This window comes from Actinocorallia aurea, assembly GCF_054783995.1.
Genome location: NZ_BAAGPQ010000021.1, coordinates 36,813 through 54,076, shown reverse-complemented (window position 1 = coordinate 54,076; position 17,264 = coordinate 36,813). Strand labels below are relative to the sequence as shown.

The following is a 17,264-nucleotide window of genomic DNA, read 5'->3' as shown; positions in this document are numbered from 1 at the left end:
TGCGGGCATGCGAAAAGGGGCGGGATCCGAAGATCCCGCCCCTTTCGTGAGGCTTGGCTACAGAGCCGGGCGGGCGCCCAGGTGGGTGATCGCCCGGGCGGCGAGGCGGTTGCCGGCGGCGAGGGCCTCGGTCGGCGGCTTGCCGTCGAGCCACGCCGGCAGGAAGCCGGCGATGAAGGCGTCGCCCGCGCCGGTGCCGTCGACGACCTTCTCGACGGGCTCGGCGGGCACCACGATGGGCTCGGGGCGGCCGTTGGTGTACCAGAGGGAGCCTTCGTCGGCCATCTTGATGACGACCTGCGGGTACCAGGCGGTGAGCACCTTGGCGGCCAGTTCAGGCTCGTCCCGGCCGGTCAGCGCCTCGGCCTCGGACGTGCTGACGATCAGCAGCTTCGTGCCGTGGGTCCACTCGAAGAACGGCTCGGCCCCCGCGCGCTTGAGCGGCGAGGAGGAGGCGCCGTCTACGGAGACCGACATGCCGGCCTTGCCCGCCAGGCGCAGCGCGTGCAGCGCCGCGTTGCGGGAGCCTTCGTTGAGCAGCGAGTACCCCGAGACGTGCAGGTGGCCACCGGGCGTGAAGAGGTCCGCGGGGATGTCGTCCGGCAACAGCGCGCCGTTGGCCCCCGGGTCGGACATCATGGTCCGGTCGCCCTTGTGCGTGATCAAGATCACACACGTGCCGGTCGGCCGTTCCGGGTCCATGACGAGCCTGGCGTCGACGCCGTAGCCCATCAGTTCCATGTCACGGTTCCGGCCGTTGATGTCGGAGCCGCGGCGGCCGACGAACGCGACGTCGACCCCCTCGACCGCGAGCCAGGCCGAGACGTTCGCCCCCGAACCCCCGCCGTGCATCGTCACGCTGGCCGGGGTGTCGCTCCCCTTGGCCAGGGGGTACGCGGCCCGTGCCACGGCGTCGGTCATCAGATCGCCGACCACGACCACGCGTGTCATGATTCACCTCGCTCTTACGGCAGCTCCGCCTCACGACAGACCCGCACCATTCTGCCTGGGCGTGCCGACGACCGTAACAGCTCGGGCCCTCGGATTTGGTCTCGAACGCGCAGCGAAACGGGTAACGGCCCGACCTCTTGTCCGGACCGTTCACATGGACCCTTCCCAGTAAACCCCGGAACGCGGGGACCCGAACCGGTCAGGTCGGGCTCGTGACCCTCGCGCGTCCGTTATTGCGCTGTCGCCTACGCTCGACTTGTGACCGATCATCCCTATCCCGATCACTGGGAGGCGGACGTCGTCCTCTCCGACGGCGGGACCGCCCACCTGCGCCCCATCAGGCCCGAGGACGCGGAGCTGCTGCGGGCTTTCTACTCGCGGGTCTCGGCCGAGTCGATCTACTACAGGTTCTTCTCCCCGCGCCCCCACCTGAGCGAGAGAGAGATTCGGCATTTCACCACGGTGGACTATTCCGACCGAGTCGCGCTGATCGCCACGATTGGCAAGCAAATGGTGGGTGTGGTCCGTTATGACAGGACAAAGGATCCCGACCAGGCCGAGGTCGCGTTCCTCGTCGAGGACGCGCACCAGGGCCGCGGCGTCGGCTCGGTCCTGCTGGAGCACCTGGCGGCGGCGGCCCGCGAGCGCGGAGTGGCCCGCTTCGAGGCCAACGTGCTGCCCGACAACCGCAAGATGACCAAGGTCTTCAAGGAGGCCGGGTACGCCGCCGTCCAGCGGTTCGAGGACGGGATCATCCAGCTCACCCTGGACCTGCAGCCCACCGAGACGTCCGTGGAGGTCATGGCCGCCCGCGAGCACCGGGCGGAGTCGCGGTCCATCCGGCGGCTGCTGCACCCCGCGTCCGTCGCGGTGATCGGCGCCAGCCGGGTCTCGCACAGCGTCGGCCAGACGGTCCTGCGCAACCTCCTCGGCGCGGACTTCACCGGGCCCGTCTACCCGGTGCACCCCGAGGCCCACGCCGTCGCCGGCGTACGCGCCTACCGGACGGTCGCGGAGATCCCCGACGAAGTGGACCTCGCGGTGGTCGCGGTGCCCTCCTCGGCGGTCCAGGACGTCATCGCCCAGTGCGCGGCCAAGGGCGTGCACGGCCTCGTCGTCGTCTCCTCGGGCTTCGCCGAGACGGGCGAGGCGGGCCGCTCGGCCCAGCAGGACCTCGTCCGGGTCGCCCGCGCCAACGGCATGCGCGTGGTGGGCCCCAACTGCCTCGGCATCGCCAACACCGACCCCGCGGTGCGGCTGAACGCCAGCCTCGCCCCCGTCCTGCCCCACCGGGGCCCCGTCGGCTTCTTCTCCCAGTCCGGCGCCCTCGGCATCGCGATCCTCCAGCGGACCGCCGAGCGGGGTCTCGGCCTGTCCACCTTCATCTCCGCGGGCAACCGGGCCGACGTCTCCGGCAACGACCTCCTGCAGTACTGGGAGGCCGACCCCTCGACCACCGCCGTCATGCTGCACCTGGAGTCGATCGGCAACCCCCGCAAGTTCACCAGGCTCGCCCGGCGGGTCTCCCTCAGCAAGCCGATCGTCGCGGTGAAGACGGGCCGGTCCCTCCAGGGCGTGCCCCTCGGCCACGCGGTGCGCCGGATCGAGCTGCCCGACCACGCGGTGAGCGCGCTCTTCGAGCAGGCGGGCATGCTGCGGGTGGAGGACCTCGGCGAGATGTTCGACGTCGCCCAGCTGCTCGCCTACCAGCCGCTGCCCGCCGGCAACCGCGTGGCGATCATCGACAACGCCGACTCCCTCGGGCTGCTTGCCCGGGACTCCGCGGCGGCCCACGGACTGGTCGCGGCCCGGCTGGACTCGCTCGGCCCGAACGCGGTGGCCGCCGACTACACCCGGGCGCTCACCGAGGCCGTCGAAGACAACTCCTGCGACTCGGTCCTCGTCATGTACACGCCGCCGGTGCTCGGAGGGGCCGAGCTGATGCTGTCGCGCGCACGCGAGTCGGAGCCGGTCGCGGAGGCGATCTCCGCCGTCGCCCGGGGATCCGCCAAGCCCGTCCTCGCGACCTACCTCGGACAGAAGGGCATGCCGAGCGCCCTGCGGGTCCTGTCGGAGACGGGAGAACCCGGCCCCGGCTCCGTGCCCTCGTACTCCGCCCCGGACGACGCCGTACGCGCCCTGTCCTACGCGTCCCGCTACGCGGCCTGGAGGCGCCGCCCGCACGGCCACCTCCCCGAACTGGAGGGGATCGACCAGGAGGCGGCGCGCGATCTCGTCGCCGGGTGGCTGGACCGAGGGGAGCGGGGAGACGCCGAGGAACTCCTCGCCTGCTACGGCGTACCCGTAGGGGGCCAGCGCGGCGGCGTCGCCGTGCACATCGTCACCCAGGAGGACCCGTCTTTCGGCGCGGTCGTGTCTTTCCGCCTGTCGGACATCGCAGCGGCCCTCCTCGACGACCGCGCCTACCGCCTCGCGCCTCTCACCGACCTCGAAGCCGCCGACATGGTCCGCGCCATCCGGATGGCGCCTCTGCTCTTCGGCCACCAAGGCGCGGACAAGGTCGCCGTGGAGGCCCTGGAAGAGCTGCTCATCAGGGTCGCGCGCCTGGCCAGCGACCTTCCCGAAGCCGCCCGCCTGGAACTGGAGCCCGTCATGGTCGACGCCACCGGCGTCACCGTCACCGACGCCCGGCTGACCCTCGCCCAGCCGCCGGGCGCCCGCCTTCCGTTGGAACCACGCCGGATGTGAGGCCCTCGGCCGCCGGGATCCAGCCTGATCCCGGCGGCCGTGTCCCGGCTCTACGGGATGCGCTCGGGCTCTGGGACAGGCAGGATGGGGGAATGAGGGAAACCCGAGCGAAGGACGACCACGGGTTGCGCAGCGCAATCGAGCGCAGCGGCTACTACCCGGAGCTGGTCGCCGGGGCCGTCGAGTCGGCACTGGGCACCGAGGACGTGCTCGCCTACGTGGTCCACCACGAGGCGGCGTTCGACCCGGGCATGGAGGTCCGCAGGCACGTCACCGTCCTCGTCCTGTCGCCGACCCGGCTGCTGTTCTGCCACACCGACGAGCACCCGCCGAGCGACCTTGTGCCGCAGCCGCACTGTTCGACCACGACCGAGGCGGTCAAGCTCGACCGGATCTCCTCCGTCGCCGTCACGCGGGTCGTGCCGCGTCCGGAACGCTATGTGCCGGGCGTGCCGCCCACCGAGGTCGTGCTGACCCTCGGCTGGGGCGTGAACTCCCGGATCGACCTGGAGCCGGCCGGCTGCGGCGACGAGAACTGCGACGCCGACCACGGCTACACCGGCGCGGTCACGTCCGACGACCTCTCCCTGCGCGTCAGCGAGGCCGCCGACGGCGGCGAGGCGGTCACGCAGGTGCTGGCGTTCGCCGAGGCGCTGACGGCGGTGACGACGGGGTGAGCGGGTTCCCGGAGATCCCGGTGCCGCGCTACGGCGAGACCGCGCTGGCCGACCTGTCCTCCTCGGTGCTCGGCTCACTGGGCGTGCAGGGCGCGAAGAACGTGCTGAGCCTGCCCGAGCTGCCGCGCGCCTGCGTCCTGCTCATCGACGGCATGGGCTGGGAGCTGCTCAAGGCGCACCCGGAGGAGACGCCCTTCCTGAGTTCGCTTCCCGGCCGTCCCCTGACCGCGGGCTTTCCGGCCACCACGGTGACGAGCCTCAGCTCCCTGTCCACGGGCCTGCCTCCGGGCGCGCACGGGATGGTCGGCCTCCAGGTCGCCGTTCCGGGCGAGGGAAGACTGCTCAACTGCCTCCGCTGGGACAACGGCCAGACCGATCCCGAGACCTTCCAGCCCCGCCGCACCGTCTACTCCCGGGCCGCCGACGCGGGCATCGCCTCCAGCTACATCGCATCCGGCGCGTACATGGGCAGCGGCTTCAACTCGGCCATCACCCGCGGCGTGAAGTACGTCCCGGCCGACGGCCTCGGCCAGCTCGTCGCACGCGCGGAGGAGGCCCTGGAGGGCAAGCGCGCGCACGTCACCGTGTACCACTCCGACCTGGACACCGCCGGGCACATGTACGGCGCGGGCTCCAAGACCTGGCGGCACCAGCTCAGGTTCGTCGATCTGCTGGCCGAGCGGCTCGCCGAGGTCATCCCCGCGGGCACCGCCCTGTACATCACGGCGGACCACGGCATGAGCAACCCCGACGACAAGGTCGACGTCGACGACCACCCGGCGCTCACCGAGGGCGTCGCGCTGTTCGGCGGCGAGGCCCGCGCCCGGCACCTCTACACCGTGGACGGCGCCGCCGACGACGTCAGGGCGGCGTGGGCCGAGCACTTCGGCGACCGCGCGTGGGTCATGTCGCGCGCGCAGGCCGTCGCGGCGGGCTGCTTCGGCCCGGTGGACCCCGCGATGCTGCCCCGCATCGGCGACGTCGTCGCCGTGGCGCGCGGCGGCCTGGCGATCACCCGGACGGCGGTCGACCCGATCGACGGGTTCATGGTCGGCATGCACGGCTCGCTCGTGCCCGAGGAGCAGCTCGTGCCGCTGCTGTGGACGGCGCGATGAGCACGGGACATCAGCCCCTGCCCGAACGGGACGGCAGCGGTCACACTGACGATGTGCGGCCCCTCATCGACGCGCAGGGCCTCGCCCGACTGCGCGACCAGGCAGTGATCCTCGACGTCCGGTGGCGCCTGGGCGGCCCGCCCGGCGCCGAGTCCTACCGCGCCGGGCACATCCCCGGCGCGGCCTATGTCGACCTCGACACCGAGCTGGCCGGGCCGCCCGGCGCGGGCGGGCGCCACCCGCTGCCCGCCGCCGCGGACTTCCAGGCGGCGATGCGGCGGGCCGGGGTCGGCGACGACTCCCTCGTCGTGGTCTACGACGACGCCGACGCCACCAGCGCCGCCCGCGCGTGGTGGTGCCTGCGCTACTTCGGCCATCCGCGGGTGCGCGTCCTGGACGGCGGCTTCACGGCCTGGACCAGGGCGGGCCTGCCCGTCGAGAAGGAGCCGGCGGAGCCTGAGCCCGGTGGCTTCACCGCCCGTCCGGGCGCGCTGCCGGTGGTCGACGCCGAGGGCGCGGCGGAGCTCGCCAAGGCGGGCGTCCTGCTGGACGCCCGCGCGGCCGAGCGGTTCCGCGGCGAGGTCGAGCCGGTCGATCCGGTCGCCGGGCACATTCCGGGCGCGGTCAGCGCGCCGACGTGGGCGAACGTCGGAGGGGACGGCAGGTTCCTGGCCCCGGCGGTCCTGCGCGAGCGGTTCGCGGCCCTGGGCGCCACCGACGCGGCCGACGTGGCCGTCTACTGCGGCTCCGGCGTGACCGCGTCCCACGAGATCCTCGCGCTGACCCTCGCCGGGGTCCCCGCGGCGCTCTACCCGGGCTCCTGGTCCGCCTGGGTCGCCGACCCTTCCCACCGCGTCGCCACCGGCCCCTGATTCCTGCTTCCAGGCCGCAAGCCCGAATTCACCGGGCTTGCGGCGCTGGACGATGCGCCCGCGCCCCGAAAGCCCGTGACCACGGGCTTTCGCGCGCGCTGCCCGAGATGCCTGCGGAGAGGCCTCCCCGACCCTTCAACCCTCCGCGAAGCCCGACGGCGCAGGCTTCGCGGGGTCGGCGGGTCAGGTGCCCGCGCCGTAGGACTGGAGCCCCATACGGGCCGAAGTACGCGGGAGGGCGGCCAGGGCCTCGACGGGGGAGGCGCCCGCGGCCATGCGGCGGTGGAGGTCGGCCATGAGGCCCGGGGCGGAGGCGTCGGGCAGCGGCGTCACCGCGGCGATGACGGTCCGCGCGCCCGCCGACAGCAGGACGCCGGGCAGCCCGAGGACGTCGTCGCCCTGTCCGGCGTCGCAGGCCGCGAGGACGACGACGGACGGGGGCCGCCCGAGCGCGTTGAGGTCGTGCCCCGTCAGCGGGCCCGCGCGCAGGTCGAGGCGGGAGCCCAGCGGGTCGTCGTGCAGGTGGACGCCGTGGGCCGCGATGTGGGCGATCCTGGCCCCGGCGAGCGCGCCGGGGTCGGTCCGGATCAGCGCGTCCGGGTAGAGGGCCGCGATGTCCGCGAGTTCGGCCTCTGCGTGCTGGAGGCCGGGCCCGGAGAGCAGGACGACCGGGCCGGGTTCAGGACGCCGTTCCTGGGCGAGGAGCCAGGCGGTCGCCGAAGGCACGACGGTGAAGGGAACCTCGGTTATCGCCGTCCAAGGCAGCCCGTACAGGGGACCCGTCGGAGCGATGACGAGCTCCAGACCGTCGAGGAGGCCCAGGGCGGGTGCGAACCGTGACCGCAAGGACGCGATCGGGGTGCTCGCGCAAGAGCCGTCGACCATGGCCCGGGTCAAGGCGGAGCGGACAAGGCGGGTCTCCCTGACGGCCGCGTCATAGGAGCCGAGGGCGGCCCTCCGGACGCGTCCGCCGCGCACGGCCAAGGCGAAGAGGTGGTCGCCGGCCCGGACGAGTTCCAGGAGCCCGATCCCGTGCAGCCCGGCCAGCAGGTCGGGCATCGCCACCGAAGGGCGGGCCGGAGCGGCCCCTGCGCTCAGCGCCCGCGCGCGCCCCATGAGGCGGCTCTCCGGAGGACGGCGCATCAGCGCGGGGAAGAGGATGCTCCTGCGGAGTTCCTCCAGCTCCAGAAGCTCCCGGTCGGTACGGGCGAGGCGTACGGAGAGCGGAGACAGGTCCGCGCAGGCCCCGGCGAGAACGCCCCGCAGTTCCACCGAGTCGCCGGAGGCGGCGAGCGCGGCGGCGGTGCGCAGCGCGTCACGCAGGGCCTTGCGCGCTTGCGGCTCCTCGCCCCGCGCGCAGTGCACGTGGGCCGACGTCCGGTACGCCCGCAGCCGCAGCGCCGCGGAGGCCGCGGTGACGGGCCGCGGCAGGAGGTCGGGCTCCGCGGGGAAGGCGAGGGCGGCCTCCACCCGGGTGCGCAGCGCGGGGTCGGTCCAGCCGAAAGCGTCGAGCCGCGCCGCGGTCGTGCGGACCGAGACCAGCAGGGAGGGCGAGCGCTCCCCGCGCGCCGTCCAGGCCCGCAGCAGCACGCTGCGGGCCTGCGCCTCCCAGCCGGGCCTCGATTGCGCGGCGAACAGGGTCTCGGCCTCACGAGCCGACTCGGCCGCGCGCGCGGTGTCCCCGCAGGCGAGTTCGGCCTCGGCTCGGGCGAGCAGCGCGGTCGCCGCGTCGGCCGCGAAGCCGGCGCGGCCCGCCGCCTCGACCGTCTCGGCGAGCAGTTCGCGCGCCTCGCCGCACAGTCCGGCCTCCAGCAGCGCCGAGGCGTGGTCGAGCCGGTGCTGGGCGCGGCGCTCGCCGGTGAACTCGGGCGCGATCTCGGCGAAGAGCCCGAGCGCGCGCGAGAACTGCCCGCGCAGCGCCGCGAGGTGCGCCTCGTTGTGGCGGACCATCAGCTCCAGCCGGCGCGGCCCGAGGCGCGCGGCCAGTGAGGCGGCCGCGCCCAGCGCGCTTTCGGCCTGCGTGAAGCGGCCCGCCTGGGCCAGGGAGATCCCGTTCGCCATGAGCCGGGCGGCCCGCCAGACGGGGTCTCCGGTACCGGGCCGCGCCGGACGGTCCACCTTGCCCTGGGTGGCGCGCGCGTAACTGCGATGCAGAGACAGCCGTTCGAGGTCGGAGCCCGCAAGGTGCGGCTCGGCTTCGTCGGCCAGGACGAGTGCCTCGGCGGTCCTGCCCGAGGCCGTCAGCAGCGCGACCATGACGGCCTGGACGCGTGCGGTGAGGGCGGGGTCGCCCGGGCAGAGGGAGAGCGCGGACTCCAGCAGGCGGTGGCCTTCGGCGAGGTCGCCCGTCTCCTTGGCGTCCAGGGCCCCGGTGAGAAGGACGTCGATCACAAGGTGGTCCAGCTCGTGACGATCGAAGCCCCGTCGGCCAGGGCGAAGTGCAGCATCACCGGGCCGGGCATGACGCCGTCGGCCAGGAAGAAGCCCGTGGCGTCCACCGCGGCGGGCGTCTCGCCGCCCGTGTGCCGCACGGTGAGGTGGGCGGCGCGGGCGGGGGCGACCCGTCCCGTCAGGCAGAGCCGGTGCCTCCCCGCGGAGACCTCGACCTCCACCGACAGGCCGGTCGCCTCGAACGTCAGCATCCGGGCGGCGCCGCGCAGTCCGGCTGCGGCGGGGGTGAGGGAGGCGACGAGTTCGGCGAGCGCCGCGTCGGGGTCCCGGAAGTCCAGGGCGGCGCGCGCCGCCTCGAAGGAGCGCTCCGGAGGAGGGTCGAGTAGGGCGAACGCGCGTTGGATCTCGTGCAGCAGGTCGTTCATGGCAGGAAGGTCCCTTCGGCCCCGGCGGACGCCCTGGGCATTCGGCCGGAAACGGATCGAGAGCCGCCGTTCGCGGCGGAGTGGTGGCGCCTCAGTCGGCGAGGGCCGCCTCGAGGGCGCGCAGGCAGCGGGCGCGTGCGGGGCCGACGCCGCCGCGCGGCAGGCCGAGCGCCGCGGCGACGTCGGCGTAGGGCGTGGCGGCGGCCAGGAGCCGCAGCATCCGGCGGCAGGGCTCGGACAGCGACTCCAGGGCCGCGGCGACCCGGGAGAGCCGATCGCGCGCGACGCACACCGGCTCGGGGCCGGGCCGCGGATCGGGCCGGTCGAGCGGCTCCCGGGGCAGGGGCACCGGGACGCGCGGCACGCATTCGCGGCGGCAGGTGGTCGCCAGCCAGGCCCCGACCGCCTCCGGTGAGCGGAGGGCGGCGAGGTGCTGGACGAGCCGCAGCCACGTCGTCTGGACGACGTCCTCGGCGGCGGGCCCGGACAGCCCGTGCGCCCTCGCGATCGACCAGAGCATCGGGTGGTAGTGCGCGACCAGGGCGTCCCAGGCCGCGGCGTCCCCTTCCCTGGCCCGCTCGACGAGGTCGCCCGGCGCGGCGGTGGCTGGTTCGCTCACGCGACGAGCGTGCCCAGGCCGGGCCGGACCGGGCCCGCGCCGAGGACGGCGTCGGTCGCGTCGCCGGGCGCCACGCCCCGGGCGATCCGGGCGGCGACCTCCCCGGCGACGGCGGGGGCCGCGAACGACGTCCCCGACCAGGCCGCGTAGCCCTCGAACTCCCCGAAGCGCACGAACGTGCTGCGCACCGCGGTGCCCGGCGCGGCGGCGTCGACCCACCATCCGTGGTTGGAGAACCAGGCCCGCTCCTCGCCGTCGAGCGCGGCGACCGCGACGACCTGCTTGAGCGCCGCGGGCCAGAACGGCCGGTCGGAGGCGGTGTTGCCCGCGCACGCGGTGACGACGGTGCCGCGGCCGAGCGCCGCGACGGCGCGCTGGAGCAGCGGGGAAGGCCTGTCGTCGAAGGTGTGGCAGCCGAGGGACAGGTTGACGACGTCGGCCTGGAGCCCGTGCAGCGCCCGGATCACCTGGAGTTCGTCGCCGACGCCGTCGCCGCCGATGACCCTGCGCGCGACGATGCGGGCCGACGGGGCGCGCTGCAGGACGAGGCCCGCGATGAAGGTCCCGTGGCCGGACTGGGCGTCGAGTTCGTAGTCGAGGTCGGCGTCGAGGACTTCGCGGTCGGCCTCGGCGTGCTCGGTGAACCAGTCGGCCGCCGCGTACCACGGGTGCGGGTCGAGCCCGGTGTCGAGGATCGCGACGGTGACGCCGCGCGCGGCAGGGCGGGCCTCGGCGTCGGGCACGGGCAGCGCCGGGACGGGCCGCGGCCGGTCGGCCGGGCCCGTCCACCACATCGGCTGGCCGTACACCAGGTGGTTGGGGCAGACGCTCAGGCCGCGTTCGCGGGCGAGCAGGCTCAGCTCGCACACGTCGACCCGGGCGGCGCGGTTCAGCCGCATTCGGGCCAGCCCGGGTCCGGGCTCGCTCCCCGCGGTCCACCGGCGCAGCAGATCCTCGGCGCGGTCCACGTCGGCCCCGGCGACGAGGACCTCGTCCCGGCGCAGCAGCGCCCCGGTCTGCACGACCGAAACGTCGCGATGGCGGGCGAGCAGCCGCTCCACCCGGGCACCTTGATCGAACATGGCGCACAGTGTGCCGCCCCGAAGGGTCCGGGCGGCCCGACCTGGCGGTAGCTTTCCCGCGCGTTTACCGCGCGCCCCGCCGGTTTACTCGCGGACGAGCGAGACGGGGATGTTGCCGCGCGTGGCGTTGGAATACGGGCAGACCTGGTGGGTCGCCTCCAGCAGCTTCTCGCCGTCCTCCTGGGAGAGCGCGTCGGGCAGTTCGGCGCGCAGCGCGACCTCCAGGCCGAAGCCGCCGGACCCGTTCGCCTTGAGGCCGACCTCGGCGGTGACGGCGGCCTCGGAGACGTCGAGGCCCATCTGTCCGGCGACGAGGTTCATCGCGCTGGCGAAGCAGGCGGCGTACCCGGCGGCGAAGAGCTGCTCGGGGTTGGTGCCGGCGCCGTCGCCGCCCAGTTCCTTCGGGCGGGCCAGGGTGACGTCGAGCAGCCCGTCGTTGGTGACGGCCCGGCCGTCACGTCCGGACGCGGTGGCGATGGCGGTGTAGAGCGCGCTCATGGGAGACCTCCTGAACAGACCTGTCTGTCTTGACGCCTCCCAAGGTAGACAGATCTGTCTGGTAATGTCAACGGCATGGCACCGGCTCCCGACGCGCGCACGCGCATCCTCGCCACCGCGACCCGGCTCTTCTACGCCGAGGGCGTCCACACCGTGGGGATCGACCGGATCATCGCCGAGGCGGCAGTGGCGAAGGCCACCTTCTACCACCACTTCAAGTCCAAGGACGCCCTGGTCTGCGCCTACCTCGCCGAGCAGTACGGGCTCCAGCGCGCGGGCCTCACCGCGCTTCCCGGGCAGGGCAGGGCGAAGATCGAGGACGTCTTCGCGCGCATCGCCGAGGTGAGCTCCCAGCCCGGCTTCCGCGGCTGCCCGTTCCTCAACGCGGCCGCCGAGTTCGCCGACCCGGCGCATCCCGTCCGCGCGATCGTCGGCGACTACCGCGCCTGGTTCGCCTCCTTCATGGCCGCGCTGCTGGCGGAGGAGGGCCACCGCGACCCGGAGGGGGGCGGAAGGCTCCTGCTCCTGCTGCGCGACGCCGCGGCCGTCGGCGGCGCCCTGGACCCCGCCGGGCAGAACCGCGAAACCGTCGGCGCAGCCCTGCGTAAGCTCCTGGCGGCATAGGATCTTTCCGACGAAAGGGGGCCGGATGCCGCTGCGCGAGTTCATCGCGGGCATGCCCAAGGCCGAGTTGCACGTCCACCACGTCGGCTCCGCCTCGCCCGAGGTCGTCGCCGAACTGGCCGCGCGCCACGAGGGGACCACCTCGGTCCCGGCCGATCCCGAACTGCTCCGAGACTTCTTCGACTTCCGCGACTTCGCCCACTTCATCGACGTCTATGTCGCGGTCGTCGACCTGCTGCGCGACGCCGAGGACATCCGCGCGCTCACCTACGGCGTGGCCCGCGACATGGCACGGCAGAACATCCGCTACGCGGAGCTCACCGTCACCCCGTACCTCACCCTGCTGAAGGGCATCCCGGAGCCCGCGTTCATCGAGGCGATCGAGGACGCGCGGCGCACCGCCGAGCGCGACTTCGGCGTCGTGCTGCGCTGGTGCTTCGACATCCCGGGCGAGGAGGGACTGCCCGCGGGGGAGGCGACCGCGCGCTTCGCCGTCGAGCACGCGCCGGACGCCCTGGTGAGCTTCGGCCTCGGCGGCCCGGAGGTCGGCTGGCCGCGCCCGCAGTTCAAGCCGTTCTTCGACAGGGCCCGCGCCGCCGGGCTGCACAGCGTTCCGCACGCGGGCGAGACGACAGGCCCCGAGACGGTCTGGGACGCGCTGAACTTCCTCGGCGCCGAGCGGATCGGGCACGGGATCGCCGCGGCCCGCGACCCCCGCCTGCTCGACCACCTCGCCGAGCACGGCATCGCGCTGGAGGTCTGCCCGACGTCGAACATCGCCACCCGCGCGGTCGCCCGCATGGAGCAGCACCCGCTGCGCGCGCTCGTCGACGCCGGCGTGCTGGTGACCGTCAACAGCGACGACCCGCCGATGTTCGGCACCGACCTGACGAGCGAGTACCTCGTCGCGGCGCGGCTGCTCGGACTCGACGAGGCGGGCGTCTCGGACCTCGCGAAGAACGCCGTGCGCGCGTCGTTCCTCGGCGAGACCGACAAGAAGCGGCTGACCGCGGAGATAGACGACCATCTCCGCGCGGCGACACAACGCTCCTGAGGGAGAGAGGTCGCGGATTGTTGCCGGGGGGTTTCGTTTCGTCAATGGCGCTGGTGTGCGGGTGGTCCATCGGGCACAATGAGGGACGCACGGTCCATCTTGGCCACCGCTGCTCCAGGCCGTAGGGGAAGACGCGCCTAGAAAAGCACCACCAGGAGGACCGAGTGACCGTACGCGGTGTGTTTCACGTCCACTCCGCGCCACCTGCGCTGTGCCCGCACATCGAATGGGCGACCGCGGGTGTGCTTGGCGTGCCCGTCAAACTTCTGTGGACCGATCAGCCCGCTGCCCCCGGCAGCCAGCGGGCCGAACTGTGCTGGGAAGGCAAGCCGGGCATCGCCGCCGCCATCACCTCCTCGCTGCGCGCCTGGAAGCTGGCGCGCTTCGAGGTGACCGAGGAGTCGTCCCCGGGCGCCGACGGGATGCGCTACTGCTTCACCCCGACGCTCGGCGTCTTCACCGCGACCGTCGGCGCGAACGGCGACATCATGATCCCCGAGGACCGGCTGCGCCATGTCATGGCGAACGCCGCGAGCGGCCGGACCACGCTGGAGCACGAACTCGACCGGCTGCTGGGCACCCCTTGGGACCACGAACTGGAGCCGTTCCGCCGGGCCGGAGACGGCGCCCCCGTCCGCTGGCTGCACGCCGCAGGCTGATCCGCGCCGCCCGACGCGCGTCCGGCCGCCGCCCACGGGCAGGGCGACGGCCGGACGGCTGCTTCACCGGTCTGCGCGGTCCGCGCGGATCACCTCCGGGCGAGGATCACGCACAGGCGCGGATCACTGGTAGCCGCGGATCTCCTTGAAGACCTCCTGCAGTGACTGCTCGCGCGCGTCGAACGCGCGGCCTCCGGTGAGGTCGGCCAGCTGCTTCATCTCGTCCTCCCTGGCCTCGCCGAACAGCACGGGGAAGACGGGCACCCCGAGCTTGGCGTAGGCGCTGTAGCGCCCCTTGAAGTCCGCGAAGTCCATGCCGCCGGTGTTCTCCCCGTCGGTCATGAGCACGATCGAGGTGAACCTGTCGGGGTCGGCCGCGACCTTGCCGGCGAGGATCCGGTAGGCGCTCTCCAGCCCGTCGTAGATCGCGGTGCCGCCGCCGATCTGGAGCCCCTCGGCGTACCGGCGGATCTCCAGCAGCGCGGCGTCCGGGTCCTCGGCGGGGACCGTGAACTCCTTCGGGGCGTGCGGCTTGGTGCTGAACGGGACCACGGTCACCTCCTCCCGGTTGTGGAACCTGTCGAAGGCCGAGGTCTCCCCTCCCGTCAGGGAGACGAAAGCGCGCTTGAGGTCCTCGATGCGGTCGCCCGTCATCGAGCCGGAGAGGTCGACGACGTAAGCGGTCCTGGACGGCCTGCGCAAGTCGTCGTAGAAGGCCGCCAGAAGCCCGTCGACGGTCTGGGGAGCCCCGGGGAAGGGGAGCTCCTTCACATCGGCCGGGCCGTCGAACGGGACGTCCTGGGCCTTCGGCCTGCGGTAGGTCGTCTCCACGATCCGGCGCTGGGTCTCGGGCTTCAGGAGGTACTCGGTGAGCTTCTCGTAGGCCCCCGTGGTCTCCTTCGAGGCGCCCGGCAGGAGCGTCAGCGGGTAGTCGGCGGTGACGACGCCGTCCGACGGGTAGACGAGCGTCAGCGGCTCGGCGAGCTTCCCTGAGGCGTTGAGGGACTTCAGCACCGACTCGTAGTTCACCAGGCCGTCGACCTCGGCGCCCTTGCGGACGAACGCCTCCGACAGCCAGCCCGACGAGCCGGCCGTCAGGGTCTGCGCGGAGAAGAAGTCCCTGAGGCCGGGGGCCACCTTCGTGACGCTCGTCGGGTCGAGGTCCTGCCCTGAGTTGAGGGCGGTGGCCACGCCGACGAGCGCGGAGAACCCGGAGTTGGAGGCGGCGGGGCTCGCCATGCCGTAGGTGAACTCGCGGTCCACCGCGGCCTTGGCGATCTCGGCCCAGGACGGCCGCCGGTCGGTCCAGCCCAGCCGGTTCGCGGCCTCCGGCCGGACGCCCAGCACGACCGGCGAGGCCATGATCGGGGTGGCGGTGCCCGCCGCGGCGCTCTTCTGGAGTTCCAGGTAGCGGTTGGAGGCGAACCAGATCGCCTCGTGGTCGCGTCCCGCGTCGCCGGAGATCACCTGGCGGACGCCGTCGAGCGTTCCGGCGTAGGTGAACCGCACGGTGACGCCGGTCGCGTCGGCGGCCTCCTTGAGCACCGGTGCCAGGTCGGCCAGCTCGCTTCCGGCGAGGACGTTCAGAACGGAGCCTTCGGAGGGCTCGGAGGGGGAGCATCCCGCCGCCAGGAGTGCGGCGGCCGTGATCGCCGCGAAGATCCTTCTCATGGAGGTTGAGACGCGTGACGCGCCGCGCGCGGAGGCGAACGCGCGATGGACATCAGGTGAACGTGAAGGACCGGCCCCCTCGCGATCGAGGTCCAGGGGACCGGTCCTTCACACCTCGCGGTGGACGGGGTGGTTCAGGCGATCTCGGCGAGTGCCTTGCGGTAGGCGTCGAGGTCGCGTGCGTTGGGGATGTCGTTGTCGACCTTCCACTTGACGACGCCCGCCTTGTCGATGATGAAGGTGCCGCGCCGCGCCAGGCCCTTCTCCTCGTCGAACACGCCGTAGGCGGCGGCGACGCCGCCGTGCGGCCAGAAGTCCGACAGGAGAGGGAACTGGTAGCCCTCCTGGTCGGCCCACGCGCGGTGGGTGAAGACCGAGTCGACGGACACGGCGAGCACCTGGACGTCGTCGCCGCCCAGGGTGGGCAGCTCGTCCCGGATGGCGCACAGCTCACCGGTGCAGATGCCGCTGAACGCCAGCGGGTAGAAGACCAGGACGACGTCCTTGGAGCCGACGAAGTCCGACAGCTTGACGGGCGTGCCGTGCTGGTCCTTCAGTTCGAAGTCCGGTGCCTTGTCTCCGACCTCAACGGCCATGTGGTTTCCCCTTCGTGGAGACGGGATGGTGCCTGGGCACGGCAAGTCTGCCACCAAGGGAGCACCGCCTTTACATGCGGCCCTTGGGCGCGACAAGCCGAGATCCCGACCACTCGGGGGCGGCACTGACGCTCTTGGTCTGGGCGAGGCCCGCGGTGGGCGCCGCCTCGGAGATGTCGCTGGGCTCGACGTGGCCTTCTCGACCCGCCTTGGGGGTGAGCAGCCAGATGTGCCCGCCGCCGGCGATGGAGGACAGTGCGTCGACGAGGCCGTCCACGAGATCGCCGTCCTCGTCGCGCCACCACAGCACGACCACGTCGGCGACGTCCTCGTAGTCCTCGTCGACCATCTCGCCGCCGATGACGGCCTCGATGGAAGCACGCAGCTCCTCGGAGACGTCCTCGTCCCAGCCGAGCTCCTGCACCACCTGGCCCGACTTGAAGCCGAGCTTTTCGGCCAGGCCGCGCTCCGTCTGCGCCTGGCCCGCGGTCGCGCTCACTGACGTCCTCCCTGTGTCGTATTCATGGGATGCACCGTACTGGCTCTCCAGCGTCCCGGCTCGACACCGCCCGGCTCGACACCGTCTGGTGCGATACCTGCGATTCGACGCCCCGGCGTCGGGTGCACCTCAAGGTATTGCGGGACAGTCCACACAAAGGACGGCCCCTTGCGCAAGTGCCCATACCCCATAAGCATGATCCACACGTGCTCCACATGCGGTTTCGCCTTCCCATCATGCGCCCGCCAGAAACGACAGACGCACGTTCCGCTCGGGATTGTCGACGTTGAGGTCCACGACGGCGATCGACTGCCAGGTGCCAAGTGCCAGTTTTCCGTCGATGACGGGAATCGTGGCATAAGGCGGGATGAGGGCAGGCAGTACGTGCGAGCGGCCGTGGCCCGGGGAGCCATGGGCGTGGCGCCACCTGGCGTCCGCGGGGAGCAGGTCGCGCAGGGCGGCGAGGAGATCGTCGTCGCTGCCGGCGCCGAGTTCGATCACCGCGATGCCGGCGGTCGCGTGCGGGACGAAGACGTGCAGGAGCCCGTCGCCTTCTCCGCGCGCGAAATCCCGGCATTCCCCGGTGATGTCGTGAACGGTGTCGCGCCGGCCCGTGATCACGGGCAGCAGTGTGGTCTTCATGAGAGGATCATCACAGGTGTAGACCAATGCGGCCCCGGGTACGACCGCGTCCTTTGCGCGAAGCTGCGCTGACCTGGCGTATTTACCTACCCCCTGACGCGCCTAACATGGACTCTGACAGTGCTGTGACCTGCACCTTGTTACCGGGGAGTAGAGATGCGATCGCGCCCCGGCGGCGGC

Annotated in this window: 17 protein-coding genes; 7 read left to right on the top strand and 10 right to left on the bottom strand. The window is 72.8% G+C overall.

Going from position 1 to position 17,264, the window contains the following annotated elements; genetic code table 11:
• Positions 1 to 57: 57 nt before the first annotated feature.
• On the bottom strand, positions 58 to 951 hold the full coding sequence (locus ACYVOM_RS25285; RefSeq protein WP_460305981.1) for a carbohydrate kinase family protein: 894 nt from the start codon (positions 949 to 951) through the stop codon (positions 58 to 60).
• A 258-nt stretch (positions 952 to 1,209) separates the two neighbouring features.
• Between ACYVOM_RS25285 and ACYVOM_RS25280 the strand changes: the two genes are divergently transcribed.
• The 4 genes from ACYVOM_RS25280 (at position 1,210) to ACYVOM_RS25265 (ending at position 6,324) form a co-directional block, all read left to right on the top strand.
• Entirely contained in the window at positions 1,210 to 3,660 is a 2,451-nt protein-coding gene (locus tag ACYVOM_RS25280) for a bifunctional acetate--CoA ligase family protein/GNAT family N-acetyltransferase (protein ID WP_460305980.1), read from the top strand.
• A gap of 92 nt (positions 3,661 to 3,752) precedes the next feature.
• Entirely contained in the window at positions 3,753 to 4,337 is a 585-nt protein-coding gene (locus ACYVOM_RS25275) for a DUF5998 family protein (RefSeq protein WP_460305979.1), read from the top strand.
• Positions 4,334 to 5,452, top strand: a complete 1,119-nt coding sequence (locus tag ACYVOM_RS25270) for an alkaline phosphatase family protein (protein ID WP_460305978.1) — start codon at positions 4,334 to 4,336, stop codon at positions 5,450 to 5,452. Before ACYVOM_RS25275 ends, ACYVOM_RS25270 begins: the two co-directional genes overlap by 4 nt.
• A gap of 53 nt (positions 5,453 to 5,505) precedes the next feature.
• A complete protein-coding gene (locus ACYVOM_RS25265) occupies positions 5,506 to 6,324 on the top strand; it encodes a sulfurtransferase (protein ID WP_460306046.1) in 819 nt (272 codons plus the stop codon).
• A 183-nt stretch (positions 6,325 to 6,507) separates the two neighbouring features.
• Here ACYVOM_RS25265 and ACYVOM_RS25260 read toward each other — a convergent pair whose 3' ends face one another.
• The 5 genes from ACYVOM_RS25260 to ACYVOM_RS25240 form a co-directional block, all read right to left on the bottom strand.
• Positions 6,508 to 8,715, bottom strand: a complete 2,208-nt coding sequence (locus ACYVOM_RS25260) for a CHAT domain-containing protein (RefSeq protein WP_460305977.1) — start codon at positions 8,713 to 8,715, stop codon at positions 6,508 to 6,510.
• Complete coding sequence (locus ACYVOM_RS25255) at positions 8,712 to 9,140, bottom strand: hypothetical protein (RefSeq protein WP_460305976.1); 429 nt, start codon at positions 9,138 to 9,140, stop codon at positions 8,712 to 8,714. The genes ACYVOM_RS25260 and ACYVOM_RS25255 overlap by 4 nt, the downstream gene beginning before the upstream one ends.
• A gap of 91 nt (positions 9,141 to 9,231) precedes the next feature.
• Entirely contained in the window at positions 9,232 to 9,759 is a 528-nt protein-coding gene (locus ACYVOM_RS25250; protein ID WP_460305975.1) for an RNA polymerase sigma factor, read from the bottom strand.
• Positions 9,756 to 10,841 (bottom strand): S8 family peptidase, encoded by a 1,086-nt coding sequence (locus tag ACYVOM_RS25245; protein ID WP_460305974.1) that lies wholly within the window; start codon positions 10,839 to 10,841, stop codon positions 9,756 to 9,758. Before ACYVOM_RS25245 ends, ACYVOM_RS25250 begins: the two co-directional genes overlap by 4 nt.
• 84 nt (positions 10,842 to 10,925) lie before the next feature.
• Positions 10,926 to 11,339, bottom strand: a complete 414-nt coding sequence (locus tag ACYVOM_RS25240; RefSeq protein WP_460305973.1) for an organic hydroperoxide resistance protein — start codon at positions 11,337 to 11,339, stop codon at positions 10,926 to 10,928.
• Positions 11,340 to 11,414: 75 nt separating this feature from the next.
• Between ACYVOM_RS25240 and ACYVOM_RS25235 the strand changes: the two genes are divergently transcribed.
• From ACYVOM_RS25235 to ACYVOM_RS25225, 3 genes are all read left to right on the top strand, one after another.
• Positions 11,415 to 11,963, top strand: a complete 549-nt coding sequence (locus ACYVOM_RS25235) for a TetR/AcrR family transcriptional regulator (protein WP_460305972.1) — start codon at positions 11,415 to 11,417, stop codon at positions 11,961 to 11,963.
• Positions 11,964 to 11,988: 25 nt separating this feature from the next.
• Positions 11,989 to 13,017, top strand: a complete 1,029-nt coding sequence (locus tag ACYVOM_RS25230) for an adenosine deaminase (RefSeq protein ID WP_460305971.1) — start codon at positions 11,989 to 11,991, stop codon at positions 13,015 to 13,017.
• A gap of 164 nt (positions 13,018 to 13,181) precedes the next feature.
• Positions 13,182 to 13,676, top strand: a complete 495-nt coding sequence (locus tag ACYVOM_RS25225) for a DUF3145 domain-containing protein (protein WP_460305970.1) — start codon at positions 13,182 to 13,184, stop codon at positions 13,674 to 13,676.
• A gap of 123 nt (positions 13,677 to 13,799) precedes the next feature.
• On the opposite strand, the gene ACYVOM_RS25220 is transcribed toward ACYVOM_RS25225, so the two are convergent.
• The 4 genes from ACYVOM_RS25220 to ACYVOM_RS25205 form a co-directional block, all read right to left on the bottom strand.
• The gene (locus ACYVOM_RS25220) at positions 13,800 to 15,347 is read right to left on the bottom strand and encodes a substrate-binding and vWA domain-containing protein (protein ID WP_460305969.1); all 1,548 of its coding nucleotides are present in this window, start codon (positions 15,345 to 15,347) and stop codon (positions 13,800 to 13,802) included.
• A 134-nt stretch (positions 15,348 to 15,481) separates the two neighbouring features.
• Positions 15,482 to 15,943: a peroxiredoxin gene (locus tag ACYVOM_RS25215; protein ID WP_460305968.1), complete on the bottom strand. Its 462-nt coding sequence runs from the start codon at positions 15,941 to 15,943 to the stop codon at positions 15,482 to 15,484.
• Between the two features lie 70 nt (positions 15,944 to 16,013).
• Complete coding sequence (locus tag ACYVOM_RS25210; RefSeq protein WP_460305967.1) at positions 16,014 to 16,442, bottom strand: DUF3052 domain-containing protein; 429 nt, start codon at positions 16,440 to 16,442, stop codon at positions 16,014 to 16,016.
• 234 nt (positions 16,443 to 16,676) lie between these two features.
• A complete protein-coding gene (locus tag ACYVOM_RS25205) occupies positions 16,677 to 17,084 on the bottom strand; it encodes a YjbQ family protein (RefSeq protein ID WP_460305966.1) in 408 nt (135 codons plus the stop codon).
• Positions 17,085 to 17,264: the final 180 nt, after the last annotated feature.

Bases quoted from the DNA above. Each gene is read 5' to 3' on its own strand.
- ACYVOM_RS25215 (WP_460305968.1), bottom strand. From the start codon at position 15,943: ATGGCCGTTGAGGTCGGAGACAAGGCACCGGACTTCGAACTGAAGGAC.
- ACYVOM_RS25255 (WP_460305976.1), bottom strand. From the start codon at position 9,140: ATGAACGACCTGCTGCACGAGATCCAACGCGCGTTCGCCCTACTCGAC.
- ACYVOM_RS25240 (WP_460305973.1), bottom strand. From the start codon at position 11,339: ATGAGCGCGCTCTACACCGCCATCGCCACCGCGTCCGGACGTGACGGC.
- ACYVOM_RS25235 (WP_460305972.1), top strand. From the start codon at position 11,415: ATGGCACCGGCTCCCGACGCGCGCACGCGCATCCTCGCCACCGCGACC.
- ACYVOM_RS25220 (WP_460305969.1), bottom strand. From the start codon at position 15,347: ATGAGAAGGATCTTCGCGGCGATCACGGCCGCCGCACTCCTGGCGGCG.
- ACYVOM_RS25205 (WP_460305966.1), bottom strand. From the start codon at position 17,084: ATGAAGACCACACTGCTGCCCGTGATCACGGGCCGGCGCGACACCGTT.
- ACYVOM_RS25245 (WP_460305974.1), bottom strand. From the start codon at position 10,841: ATGTTCGATCAAGGTGCCCGGGTGGAGCGGCTGCTCGCCCGCCATCGC.
- ACYVOM_RS25285 (WP_460305981.1), bottom strand. From the start codon at position 951: ATGACACGCGTGGTCGTGGTCGGCGATCTGATGACCGACGCCGTGGCA.
- ACYVOM_RS25275 (WP_460305979.1), top strand. From the start codon at position 3,753: ATGAGGGAAACCCGAGCGAAGGACGACCACGGGTTGCGCAGCGCAATC.
- ACYVOM_RS25230 (WP_460305971.1), top strand. From the start codon at position 11,989: ATGCCGCTGCGCGAGTTCATCGCGGGCATGCCCAAGGCCGAGTTGCAC.